This is a genomic window from Microbacterium sp. BH-3-3-3 (assembly GCF_001792815.1).
In the GTDB taxonomy this organism is placed as follows: Bacteria; Actinomycetota; Actinomycetes; order Actinomycetales; family Microbacteriaceae; genus Microbacterium.
Genome location: NZ_CP017674.1, coordinates 494182 through 506262 on the forward strand (window position 1 = coordinate 494182; position 12081 = coordinate 506262).

At 70.5% G+C, this 12081-nt stretch carries 12 protein-coding genes and 1 pseudogene; 4 read left to right on the plus strand and 9 right to left on the minus strand.

From position 1 onward, the window contains the following. The first annotated feature begins 30 nt into the window (after positions 1-30). Complete coding sequence (locus BJP65_RS02320) at positions 31-1152, plus strand: hypothetical protein (RefSeq protein ID WP_055835760.1); 1122 nt, start codon at positions 31-33, stop codon at positions 1150-1152. A 29-nt stretch (positions 1153-1181) separates the two neighbouring features. On the opposite strand, the pseudogene BJP65_RS02325 reads toward BJP65_RS02320, so the two are convergent. The 7 genes and pseudogenes from BJP65_RS02325 to BJP65_RS02355 all read right to left on the minus strand — a co-directional run bounded on the left by BJP65_RS02325 (position 1182) and on the right by BJP65_RS02355 (position 9038). Continuing rightward, positions 1182-2877, minus strand: a pseudogene (locus tag BJP65_RS02325) (ABC1 kinase family protein). Positions 2878-2929: 52 nt separating this feature from the next. Further along, entirely contained in the window at positions 2930-3508 is a 579-nt protein-coding gene (locus BJP65_RS02330) for a PadR family transcriptional regulator (protein WP_055835753.1), read from the minus strand. A 90-nt stretch (positions 3509-3598) separates the two neighbouring features. Continuing rightward, positions 3599-4504 (minus strand): hypothetical protein, encoded by a 906-nt coding sequence (locus tag BJP65_RS02335; RefSeq protein WP_055937498.1) that lies wholly within the window; start codon positions 4502-4504, stop codon positions 3599-3601. Positions 4505-4881: 377 nt separating this feature from the next. Continuing rightward, on the minus strand, positions 4882-6597 hold the full coding sequence (gene pgi, locus BJP65_RS02340; protein ID WP_070408082.1) for a glucose-6-phosphate isomerase: 1716 nt from the start codon (positions 6595-6597) through the stop codon (positions 4882-4884). 27 nt (positions 6598-6624) lie between these two features. After that, complete coding sequence (locus tag BJP65_RS02345) at positions 6625-7356, minus strand: CoA pyrophosphatase (RefSeq protein WP_070408083.1); 732 nt, start codon at positions 7354-7356, stop codon at positions 6625-6627. Between the two features lie 32 nt (positions 7357-7388). Further along, positions 7389-7976, minus strand: coding sequence for a hypothetical protein (locus tag BJP65_RS02350; RefSeq protein WP_070408084.1), 588 nt, complete (start codon positions 7974-7976; stop codon positions 7389-7391). Positions 7977-8057: 81 nt separating this feature from the next. After that, positions 8058-9038 (minus strand): 3,4-dioxygenase subunit beta, encoded by a 981-nt coding sequence (locus BJP65_RS02355; RefSeq protein ID WP_070408085.1) that lies wholly within the window; start codon positions 9036-9038, stop codon positions 8058-8060. A gap of 169 nt (positions 9039-9207) precedes the next feature. Between BJP65_RS02355 and BJP65_RS02360 the strand changes: the two genes are divergently transcribed. Then, positions 9208-9519 (plus strand): hypothetical protein, encoded by a 312-nt coding sequence (locus tag BJP65_RS02360; protein ID WP_055835734.1) that lies wholly within the window; start codon positions 9208-9210, stop codon positions 9517-9519. 49 nt (positions 9520-9568) lie between these two features. Here the strand turns inward: BJP65_RS02360 and BJP65_RS02365 are convergent, their stop codons facing one another. Continuing rightward, positions 9569-10396 carry an SDR family NAD(P)-dependent oxidoreductase gene (locus BJP65_RS02365; protein ID WP_055835731.1) on the minus strand — a complete coding sequence of 276 codons (828 nt, stop codon included), beginning with the start codon at positions 10394-10396 and terminating at the stop codon, positions 9569-9571. A 186-nt stretch (positions 10397-10582) separates the two neighbouring features. On the opposite strand from BJP65_RS02365, the gene msrB reads away from it, so the two are divergent. Next, positions 10583-11041, plus strand: a complete 459-nt coding sequence (msrB, locus tag BJP65_RS02370; RefSeq protein ID WP_070408086.1) for a peptide-methionine (R)-S-oxide reductase MsrB — start codon at positions 10583-10585, stop codon at positions 11039-11041. Positions 11042-11079: 38 nt separating this feature from the next. Continuing rightward, positions 11080-11634 carry a peptide-methionine (S)-S-oxide reductase MsrA gene (gene msrA, locus BJP65_RS02375; RefSeq protein WP_070408087.1) on the plus strand — a complete coding sequence of 185 codons (555 nt, stop codon included), beginning with the start codon at positions 11080-11082 and terminating at the stop codon, positions 11632-11634. A 48-nt stretch (positions 11635-11682) separates the two neighbouring features. Here msrA and BJP65_RS02380 read toward each other — a convergent pair whose 3' ends face one another. Continuing rightward, complete coding sequence (locus BJP65_RS02380) at positions 11683-12081, minus strand: arsenate reductase ArsC (RefSeq protein WP_070408088.1); 399 nt, start codon at positions 12079-12081, stop codon at positions 11683-11685.

Genomic DNA, 12081 nt, shown 5'->3' on the forward strand with positions numbered 1-12081 from the left:
GGGCGCGAGCCCCGCGGAACAGGAGTCGGCGTGGATCTGCGCTGGTTGGACGCCCCCGCCGACGACGTGGCCGCCGCTCTCGCCGCCGCGGCCCCTCGACCACGGCCACCCTGGGTGCCCACCCGGCGGCAGATCGCGCTGCACGTCAACAACGGGTTCTTCCTGTGGTTCCTCTTCTTCGCGTTCCTGTCGATCGGCATCCGGGTCGACGGTGTGCAGGACGGCGTGGTGCGCGAGGCGGATGCCACGGCCTTCGTCGTGTCGTCGGTGATCGCCGCGCTGTGGCTCGCCGGGACGGCCGCGCTGTGGTGGTGGTCGCGGCAGCCGATGGCCTCGCGCACCCGTGTGCGTCACGGTCGCCGCGACCTCACTGCGCTGGCCAACGGGTACGAGCCGTCGCCCAGCTCCGCGGCGACGTTCTCGTCACTCGTCACCGATCACCGCCTCGGGGTGCGCGAGTATCCGCGGTTCACCGCGGGGCGGGTCGAGTTCGGCACCGTGCGCCCCCGCACCGCGCGCTCGCGACCACGACAATACGTCACCGTCACGCTCGCCTCGCCGCTCCCCCACCTCGTTCTCGATGCACGGGGCAACGACGGATGGGGCGCCGCCCTTCCGGCATCCATCGCCCGTCACCAACGGATCTCGCTCGAGGGCGACTTCGACCGGACGTTCCGCACCTACTCCCCGCGCGGCTACGCCGGCGACGCGCTGTACGTGCTGACCCCCGACGTGATGGCGGGGCTCGTCGACCACGCGTCGGGCTTCGACGTCGAGGTCAAGGACGCCCGGGTCGTCTTCTTCCGCTCGGTCGACGCCGACTACACCCGCGCCGAGGATTGGACGAGCGTCGACGCCGTGCTCACCCACGTGGCGCCGAAGATCCTCGCGTTGTCGCACCGCTACGTGGACGAGCGCGTCGACGGGCAGGACGCCGTGCAGGTGTCACGGGCATCGCGGGACACGGCCGCATGGCGACCGCCCCACCCGATCATCGGACCGAGCGGGCGACGCCTGGACGCGCGCACCCCGCAGACGGGGTGGTGGCCCCTCGTCGGCCGAGTCGCCTGGGTGGTCTTCCGCACGGGCCTGTACGTCTTCCCGGCGATCTTCGCGTTCGCCGGGTTCATGTCGATCGTCGACGGGCGCTGAGACCGCGCCGCACAGGGGCGTCCGAGGCGTCAGGCTCCGTTGCGGCGCGCGATGAAGCCGGCGAGCAGGGCGTGCGACAGCGGAACCACCGACACGATCATCAGGATCGTGCCGAGCACGGACTGCTCGACCTGCAGCAGCACGCCGCCGACGAGCAGGCCCGTGAACAGCACCGACGACACGACTCGACGGATCATGCGCTCGAGATCGCGCAGACGACGCTCGATGCGCGGCGTCTCGACCGAGAGCGAGCCCTCTTCCAGGCGCGAGATGAGGTTGTCGGCCCGGCGCGGCAGGCGCGCGGTGACCGCGGCAACCGCTCCCACCTCGCGCACGAAGGCCTGAGCGGTGTTGCCGCTCTCTTCGCGGATCAGGCGCTGGGCGTAGGGCTCGACGGCATCCCAGATGTTGAAGGACGGGTCGAGCGCGCTGCACATTCCGCTGGTCAGCGACATGGCACGCACGATGAGGAGGAAGTTCTCGGGCAACTGGAACGGGAGGGCGCGCACCACGTCGCCGAACTCGATCGCGAACGACCGGAACTCGCGCGGATCGACCTCTTGGAGTTCGGCGAAACCCATTCCGCCGAAGCGCGAGAACAGCTGGGTCATCGCGCGTTCGAGCTGGATGGTGTCGGCGGAGGGCAGCAGCACTCCGACATCGCGGATGCCGTCGACCAGGCCCTTGCCGTCACGCGAGGCCGCGGCGATCAACACGCGTCGAAGCCCCCGACGGAGGCTGGGAGGCACCTCGCCCATCATCCCGAAGTCGATGAACGTGAACCGCCAGGCCGGGGTGGCGGCATCCGGGGTCGAGACGGGCGTGACGAAGACGTTGCCGGGGTGCGGGTCGGCGTGGAAGAACCCGTCGTCAAAGAGCTGGTCGAACATGACGGCCGCGAAACGCGCCGCCACCTCGGACGGGTCGATGCCCGCCGCACGGAGCGCGTCGACGTCGTTGATCTTGATGGCCGTGACGTCTTGCAGGGTCAGCACGCGACGGGTGGTGCGCTCCCACACGACCTCGGGCACCGCGACTCCCCCCTCGCCGCCGAAGTCGGCGGCGAAGCGCTCGGAGTTCGCGGCCTCGTGCAGGTAGTCGATCTCTTCGAGGCTGGTGATCGCGAACTCCTCGACGAGCGAGGGCATGTCGACGCGGTCGCGGACGAGCGCGACTTTGCTCAGCCAGACGCCCACCTTGCGGAGCGCCCGCAGGTCGACGTCGACGATCCGGTCGATTCCGGGGCGCTGGATCTTCAGCACCACCGCGCTCAGGCCCGTCTCGGCGGCCAGCTCGTCGGTGAGAGTCGCGCGGTGCGCCTGGCCCAGCGACGCCGCGGCGAGCGGACGCTCGTCGACCCGGGCGAAGGCCCGTTCCAACGGCATCCCCAGCTCGGCCTCGGCGCGGGCGCGCATCTGGGCGAACGGCACCGCCGGCACCTCGTCCTGCAGGCCCTCGAGCTGCTTGGTGATCGAGGGGGGCAGCACGTCGAGGCGCGACGACATGAACTGCCCGACCTTGATCATGAGACCGCCCAGGTCGACGGCCAGCACGTGGAAGCGCCTGGGCGATGCGCTCAAGCCGCCGGGTGCGGCCCCGGGCGGAGATCCACCCGAGACCGAACCGCGGCAGGAACAGCTCATACCACCAGGCCTGCACGAGGTATCTCGCGGCGAACCGCGTGATCCGTCGGTAGCGGGCCTTCATGAGGGCGTCGTCGGTCATCGAATCTCCTGGATGCCGACGAGCGCTCCGCACGCGTCGAGCTCGGGCAATCTCAGCCCTGGGCGAGGATGGAGTAGAGCTTGCGACGCGCCTCGTCGAGGATCTCGACGGCCTGCGCGACCTGCTCCTTGTCGCCCGTGCGCGCGACCTGCGCCGCCGCCTGGGCCAGTTCGACGCCGGCCTTGGGCAGTGCCGTCATCCTGCCGCTGTCACGCGAGGTCGCGGACTCCCACGGCGCGGTGCGCTCGGTGGTCTCGTCTCCCGCTGCCGCGCGACCCTCGGCGGTGAGCGAGTAGGTCTTGCGGCCGTTGGACTCCTCGGACTGCACGAGTCCTTCGTCGGTCAGCAGCTGCAGGGTGGGGTACACCGAGCCGGGGCTCGGCTTCCACGATCCGCCGCTGCGGTCCTCGATCTCGCGGATGATCTGGTAGCCGTGCATGGGCTGCTCGATCAGGAGCGAGAGGACGGCCGAACGCACGTCGCCCTTGTTCATACGCGGGGCGGCGTTGGTCTTCTGCTCGAACTGCGTGCGCAACTGCTCCATCGCGTCGAGGATGTTGGACATCGGCCAGCCGGGGGTGTTGTTGCCACCGCGTCCGCCGAACGCGTCTCCCAGGAATGAACCACTCATGACGACCTCCTTCGCGCGGACCCGATCTGGGTCAGCGATACATAACGATATATCGCTATCGGTCGTCGAAGGTCGCTCGCGGGCGAATTCTCAGTACCAGTTCACCGACTGCGAGTGCCCCCAGGCGCTGCACGGCGTGCCGTATCCGCGCGAGATGTAGTCGAGGCCCCACGCGATCTGGGTGGCGGCGTTGGTCTGCCAGTCGTCGCCGAACGACGCCATCTTGCTGCCGGGCAGCGACTGCGGGATCCCGGTCGCACCGCTGGAGTTGTACGCCTGGTAGTTCCAGCCCGACTCCTTCTGCCACAGCGACGACAGGCACGAGAACTGGTCGCTTCCCCAGCCGTACTTCTGGGCCGAGAGCTGCGCCGCGTAGTCGCGCGCACCGTCGGGGGTGTTCACGCGGGCGAGCATCGCGGCGGCGTCCGCCTGTCGCTGCGCCTCGGCGGCGGCTGCGGCCTCGGCCTGTCGCTGCGCTTCGGCGGCGGCATCGGCGGCCGCCTTGGCGGCCTTCGCCTCGTCGAGGCTCCCCTGCACCTGCGCCACGCGCGCGGTGACGCGCTCGGTCTCGGCCTGCGCGTTCTGGCTCAGTGCGGGCACGAGCAGGACCGGCAGCAGGTCGGTCGAGTCGAGGCGCTCCACCGCGTCTTGGAGCGCGCTCGTGTCGATGGAGGCATCGCCGATCGACAGCGGAAGGCCGGTCGTCGCGACATCGGCCTCGACGGCCGTTGCGCTCGACAGCGCGGCCTGCGCCGCCGAGGTCGCGGTGGCGGCGCCGGTGCTGATGGCGTCGAGGGTCGGCGCCGTCGACACCGGTGCGGCGGTGCCGGGAGCAGAGAAGGAGGATGCCGAGGCATCGGGCAGCGACGTGGGCGCGGCGATCGCGAGCCCCGTGGTCGCCACGAGCCCGAAGGCGAGTCCGGCGCACGTGGCGGCAGTGACGAGGGTGCGACGGGCGCGGTGGACGTGGGCGAGCTTCAGGTCGGAACGCAGCAAGGAGGAATCTTTCGTCGGGGGCGCGACTCGTCGGGATCGAGCGCGAAATCGTGCCGTCGGGTCGGCACAAGTCCCCGAGTGTGGGTGGCGCTTCTGAGCGTTATCTCTTCGTTACCTGGGAGGGGCGTGAGAGCGCAGTGTCACGGGATCCCCGTGGGCGGAGGCGGAGCGGGGCACGGCCGTTCGCATCGGACACGGCGGAACGGGGAGACCGATAAGCCCCTGACCAGGATTTTCTCTTCTCTTTCGCGCGCGCGGTCTCGAGTCACCAGCCTGCTGCGCGGGCATCGCCAGCGCTCCCACGCGAAACGGGCCGATCCGCGAGCGAAAATTCTCGGCGGATCGGCCCGTTCGGCCGCGGTCGGCGGAATCGACCGTCAGGCTCGGTGCGCGCGGTAGTACTCGAGCAGGGCGGCGGTGGAGGCGTCTTGGGCGGCGAGGGCCTCGTCGTCGCCCTCGATCGCCGGAGCGATCTGGAGGGCCAATTGCTTGCCCAGCTCGACACCCCACTGATCGAAGGAGTTGATGCCCCAGATGGTGCCCTGCGTGAAGGTGATGTGCTCGTAGAGGGCGATGAGCTGGCCCAGCACCGACGGCGTCAGCGACGGCGCGAAGATCGACGTGGTCGGGCGGTTGCCCGGGAAGGTGCGTGCGGCGACGAGGGCGCCGGTCGTTCCTTCGGCCTCCACCTCTTCGGCGGTCTTGCCGAAGGCCAGGGCCTTGGTCTGGGCGAGGAAGTTCGCCAGGAACAGCCCGTGCACGTCGCGTCCGTCGTCGGCGAGCGGGTAGGCCGGGTTCGCGAAGGCGATGAAGTCGGCCGGGATGAGCCGCGTGCCCTGGTGGATCAGCTGGTAGAACGCGTGCTGACCGTTGGTGCCGGGCTCGCCCCAGAAGACCTCACCGGTGTCGGTGGTGACGGGAGTGCCGTCCCAGCGGACCGACTTGCCGTTGGACTCCATCGTGAGCTGCTGCAGGTACGCCGCGAAGCGGTGCAGCTGCTGGGCGTACGGCAGGACGGCGTGCGACTGCGCGCCGAGGAAGTTGGTGTACCAGACGTTCAGAAGGCCCATCAGCACGGGCACGTTCTGCTCGACGGGCGTGGAGGCGACGTGCTCGTCGACGACGTGGAAGCCGGCGAGCAGCTCGCGGAACGCGTCGGGGCCGAGGGTGATCGCCAGCGACAGACCGATCGCCGAGTCGACGGAGTAGCGGCCGCCCACCCAGTCCCAGAAACCGAACGCGTTGGTCGGGTCGATGCCGAAGGCGGCGACCTTGTCGAGCGCCGTCGACACGGCGACGAAGTGGTGGGCGACGGCGTCGGTGCGCGCGGCGTCGGTGTCGTCGATCGCCCCCGCTGCGGCGAGCTTCTGCCACAGCCAGTCGCGAGCGAGGCGGGCGTTGGTCAGGGTCTCGAGCGTGGTGAAGGTCTTGGACGCGACGATGAACAGCGTGGTCTCGGGGTCGAGATCAGCGGTCTTCTGCGCGATGTCGGTGGGGTCGATGTTGGAGACGAAGCGCGCGTGGATGCCGGCGTCGGCGTACGGAAGAAGGGCCTCGTAGACCATGACCGGACCGAGGTCGCTGCCGCCGATGCCGATGTTGACGACGGTGGTGACCTTCTTGCCGGTCACCCCGCGCCACTCGCCCGCCCGCACGCGATCGGCGAAGGCACTCAGGCGGTTGAGCACCTCGTGCACGTCGTGATCGATCTGCTGGCCGTCGACCACGAGGGCAGGCGCGGCGCCCGCCGGGCGACGCAGGGCCGTGTGCAGCACCGCGCGGTCTTCGCTGGTGTTGAGGTGTGCGCCCCGCAGCATGTCGGCGAAGCGCTCGCGCACGCCCGTCTCGCCCGCGAGAGCGACGAGGGCGTCGAGCACCTCGGCGGTCACGAGGTTCTTGGACAGGTCGACGTGGAGGTCGCCGACGCTGCGCGTCAGGGTGCTCGTGCGGTCGGCATCCGCGGCGAACCAGCCGCGCAGGTCGGGATCGAAGGCGTCGCGCAGGGCGGTCAGTCGGGACCAGGCGGCGGTGGTGGTGGGGTCGATAGGCGCAGTCACGAACTCCACGCTAGCGATCCGGACGGCAGCGCACATCGCGGATGACGAAGCCGGGGGAACACGCTAATGATCAGCGGTGTGGGGAGAAGGGGTCGAGCCCGGGTCGGGGAGCGCGATCTCGCGTTCGGCATCCCACGGCTCCGTCCAGCCCAGGCGGTCGAACAGCCCGTCGAGCACGATCGCGGTGAACCCCCAGACCGTCTGCGGACCCCCGGCCGTCTCGAGCGAGAACGCAGGCCCCCTCCACTCCCGTCCGTCGCGGCGGATCACCGTCGACCCGCGACGCGCCGGGTCGAGCAGATCCGCGACGGGCGCGCGGAACACCTCGGCCGACTCGGCCCGGTCCACGGCGCGCACGGGCGTCGGGCGCGCCCACCAGCCGATCACCGGGGTGACCTCGTGCCGGGAGAACGCCAGGGGGACGGCGTCGAGCGCGCCCAGCACCTCGACCCCGGCCGGATCGAGCCCCGTCTCCTCTCGTGCCTCCCGCAGCGCCGCCGCCACGGCATCCGCATCGTCCGGGTCGACCCGCCCGCCGGGGAAGGCCACCTGGCCGGGGTGGGCGCGCAGCGTGCTCGCCCGAGCCAGAAGCAGGACGTCGAGGTCGCTGGGGACATGGGTCGCCCGTCGCCGACTCGGGATGCCGTCGAGCACGCCGAACAGGATGAGCACCGCCGCCGCGCGCGCCTCGCCCTCGACCGGCAGCGCCTGCAGGGCGGTGAAGGCGTCGGCGGGTGCCGGTCCGGTCCGCGGCCGACGGACGAGGTCTTGCAGTTGTGCGCGGGGCGAGGGCATGGATCGATTAGATCACCGCGCCCGCCGCTCGCTCAGCCGTTGCAGGCCCAGCCGTCGCCGTCGCGGTCGTGCGGGTCGGTCGGTCTCGGCGCGATCAGCCCGCCGCCCGAAAAAACGAACATGTCATCAGCCGACCACTCGTGCTGGTCGTCGCAGCGGTATCCCCGCAGCCAGGGTCGGTCGTCGATCACCCTGAGGTAAAGGCCCGCCGGGAAGTCGGGGTCGTCTCGAAGGCGCGGAGCGGCGACGGTGAGGGATCCCGACGGCGCGCGACCGGCGCTCAGGACGCTGTCGGGGGCGGACGCCTGGTCGTGCAGAGCCAGTCGGAGGTACGCCGCGGTGGCCGGGGGGCAGAGTCGGAGCCCGTCGGCCAGCGCGCGTTCGTAGATCTCAGGCAGGGTCCCCCCTTCGGGAAGACCGAGCTCGCGCACCGATCGCTCCACGATCACGAGCGTCTCGGCTTCGGAAGGACCCTCGACCGCCGCCGCGGCCAGGAGCGTTTCGGCGTGCACGTTGAGTAGGACGCGTGCTTCATCGAGTCGCGCGAGAAGCTCCTCGTGGGAGAGACCGCCGACGAGAACACGCCGCCCCGGCGTCGCATCGTTCTGAAGTCCGGTCACTCACCGAGGCTACTCGCGGCGAGATCTCACCGTGAGGCGGTGGCGTTCAGGACGGTGAGGGTGGGGTGGGGTCCTCGTCGGTCAGCCGCGTCCGCCGGGAGCGGCGCCCGCGGTCGGGGTGGTGGTGGTGTCGACGCGGACGCCCAGGGCGACCGTCCAGCCTGCGGTGTTGTCGCCCGAGGCGGTGGCGAGCTCGAGCGCTCCCCCGTCGTCGCCGAACACGTTGTCGCTGTCGAGCGAGACGCGGGAGAGATTGGATGCCGACGAGGGATACGCCGCGTCCGCGTAGACGACGTCGCACGCGGCCTGCGGCAGGGCCACCTGCGAGGTCGCGATCGCCTGGAAGGCGTCGGTGATGGCATCCACGTTCGGATACACCTCGAAGTGGATGTGCGGCCAGCGGCCGTCGTAGCAGCCGGGGAAGATCGAGGTGAACGACACGACGCCGTCTGATCCGACGACCTGCACGCCCCGGAGGTACGTCTGGTCCTCGATGCCCGAGGAGTACATCGAGTAACGCCCCTGGGTGTCGCAGTGCCACACGTACACGGCGGCACCGGCGAAGGGCACGTCGCCGCCGGCGGTGTCGAGAATCGTGAGGTTCAGGGTCATCGGCACGCCCGTGGCCGTGGCGCTTCCGTCGAGGCTCGTGCGCAGGTCGCTGCGCACGATGCCGGACCGCTCGAGGACGTCGGGGCCGTTCGACCCGTCACCCGGGTAGGGCCCCGCGGTCTCATCGGGGATCTCACCGGCGGGCAGGGCGGCGGCCGCGCTCGCGGCCGAGGCGGTGGGTGTCGCCGAGACGGTCGGGGTGGCGGTGGGCGTCGTTGTGGGCGCGGCCGTTGTGGGCGCGGCCGTTCCGGTCGCGGCCGGGGTGCAGGCGGCGAGCGCGACCGCACCGGCACTGAGGGTGACGAGACCCAGGATGCCGCGGCGCGACACGAGCGTTCGGATGTCGAACGGTGCCCCCTGGTCGACGACCGGCTCGTCGGCCCGGTCGAGCAGACGGCCCTCGTACGCGGGGCCGTCGGGGGTCATCTGGGTGTCGGGGATCCTGGTCATGGCCGCCTCCGGGTGTCGGGTGATGTCGATGGGTCGACTGTGCGCGACGCACCCTGTCCGAGACTTGACCGATCCTGTGCGCGAGCTATGCGATCCGCCGCCCCGCGATCGTCGCCCACGACCCGCGCGCGGAATCCGCGTGTGAAGATGAACCGACAGGAGGTGGGCGATGTCCGAGACGCTGCACGCGGTGACGCTGGTCGTCGACATGCCCATCACCAAGATCGACGCGTTGGATGTCATCGCGCTCGCTGCCGACGGAGGGGTCGACGACGCCGGAACGGCGCGCCCCCGGGTCTGGTTGGCCCCGCACGCCTGGGCCGAGGTCGAGATCCCGAAGTTCGCCGATCCGCCGCCGTTCGCGATCGACGTCTACTCCGACGTGTCGGGTGAGATCGCCTGGGCGCAGGCGCGCCGCTTGCACGACGGCCTTGAGCGCCTCGGATGGAACGTCGGGCCGCCGCGCGCGGGAGTGCGCTGACCGCACGCGCGGGAGCCGTCCGCGCGGCGGCGACCCGCGACGGCTCGGCTCAGAGCGGCAGGTCCGCGAGCACGGCGCTGCGCTCCCAGAGCTGTCGCGCCACCACGGGGTCGTCGGCCAGCCGGTTGGTCTTGGCCGCCTTGTTGTTCGAGTAGAAGCCGCCGGGCACCCAGTCGACGCCGGGCTTGCCGAGGGCGAGCCAGGTCAGGCGCGCGCCGCCGACCGACGTCGACGTCATGAGGCGTTGGGCGAGGGGTCCGCCGTAGAGGAACTTCCACGGTCCGTCGCTGGTCGATCCGAAGTTCGAGGCGATCACGCCCGGGTGGAAGGCCACCGCCGAGAGACCTGCATCGCCGAAGCGACGGTTCAGCTCCTTGGTGAACAGCACGTTCGCCAGCTTCGCGTTGCCGTACGCCGCGGTCGACGAGTAGCGGTGCTCTCCCTGCAGATCGTCGATGTCGAAGCGGGGGAAGAGCCTGGCCGCGGCGCTCGAGGTCTGGATCACCGACGCCTGCGACTCGATGAGCCGCTCGCGCAGCAGGTTCGTGAGCAGGAAGGGCGCGAGATGGTTCACCTGGAACGTGGTCTCGTAGCCGTCGGCCGTCAGGGTGCGCTCGCCGAACACGCCCCCGGCGTTGTTGGCGAGCACGTCGATGCGGGGGTAGCGCTCCAGAAGGGAGGCCGCGAGCTCGCGCACCTGCGACAGCTCGCTGAAGTCGGCGACGAACGACTCCACCCCGAGCGTGCGCGCCACCCGGGCGGTCTTCTCGGGGTTGCGCCCGACCACCACCACTTCCTCGCCGAGCTGGGCGAGTTGTTTCGCGGACGCGGCGCCGATGCCGTCGCTGGCGCCGGTGATGACGATGGTGCGGGTCATGCGAACCTCCTGGTCGATGTCGTCACGCTAGTGCGGGCACCGGTGACAACTGCGGGGCTTGCCCTCGGCATCCTCCCTCCCCGACAACTCACAGCCCGCTCCCAGCCCCACGGGACCAAAACCGGCGGCGACGACGTTCTTCCCCGTATCGCCCGATTCCGGGCGTCTGAACGAGAGGACACACCCGTGAGCACGGAGTACCGGAAGACGTCGGAGGCGTTGAGCCGTCTCACCGACCGCCAGTTCGCCGTCACGCAGGACGACGCCACCGAGCCGCCGTTCCGCAACGAGTACTGGGACAACCACGAGGACGGGATCTACGTCGACGTCGTGTCGGGGCAGCCCCTGTTCTCGTCGAGGGACAAATTCGAGAGCGGTTCGGGCTGGCCGAGCTTCACCCGCCCCCTCGACGACGCCGCCGTCGTCGAGAAGAAGGACCGCACCCTGTGGATGACGCGCACCGAGGTGCGCTCCGCCGGAGCGGACAGCCACCTCGGGCACCTGTTCGACGACGGCCCCCGCGATGCCGGCGGGCTGAGATACTGCATGAACTCGGCGGCGATGCGTTTCGTGCCGGTCAACGAGCTCGACGCCCAGGGGTACGGCGCGTACCTCCCCCTGTTCCGCGAGAGCCCCGCCTCGTGAACCTCTTCCCGTTCCGCAACCGCAAAAGGAGCACCATCATGACCAGCGGACCTTCCGACACCGGCGAGATCACCCGCCGCCCCGGCACCGAGACCGCCGTCCTCGCGGGCGGCTGCTTCTGGGGTGTCGAAGACCTCATCCGTCGTCAGCCCGGCGTGCTCGACACGCGCGTCGGCTACACCGGCGGGCAGAACGAGCACGCCACCTACCGCAATCACCCGGGGCACGCCGAGGCCGTCGAGATCGTCTTCGATCCCACGCAGACGAGCTACCGCGACATCCTGGCGTTCTTCTTCCAGATCCACGACCCGTCGACGCTGAACCGACAGGGCAACGACGTGGGCACGAGCTACCGCTCGGCGATCTTCCCGCTCTCCCCCGAGCAGGAGAAGGTCGCGCGCGACACGATCGCCGACGTCGACGCCTCGGGCATCTGGCCCGCGAAGGCCGTCACGACGATCGAGGCCGAGGCCGCGTTCTGGGAGGCCGAGCCCGAGCACCAGGACTATCTCGTGCGCATCCCCCACGGCTACACGTGCCACTTCGTGCGCCCCGGTTGGGTGCTCCCGAAGCGCGAGGAAGCCTCCGCGTAAGTCGACTGACGAGGGCCCGGATGCCACGGCATCCGGGCCTTCGTCGTGTCAGGCGAGCAGTTCGTCGAGCAGGCGCTGCACCCGGGTCTTGATGTCGTCGCGGATCGGCCGCACCTCGTCGAGGCCCTTTCCCGCCGGGTCGGTGAGCTGCCAGTCCTCGTAGCGCTTGCCGGGGAAGATCGGGCACGCGTCGCCGCAGCCCATCGTGATCACCGCGTCGGAGGCGCGCACGTCGTCGGTCAGCAGCAGCTGCGGCACCTCGGCGCTGATGTCGATGCCCTCCTCGGCCATCGCCGCGACCGCCATCGGGTTGAGCGTCGCGCCCGGGGCGCTGCCTCCGGACAGGACGGTGACGCGGTCGCCGCCGAGCGCGCGCGCGTAACCGGCGGCCATCTGGGAGCGTCCGGCGTTGTGGACGCAGACGAAGAGGACGGTGACGGATTCCAT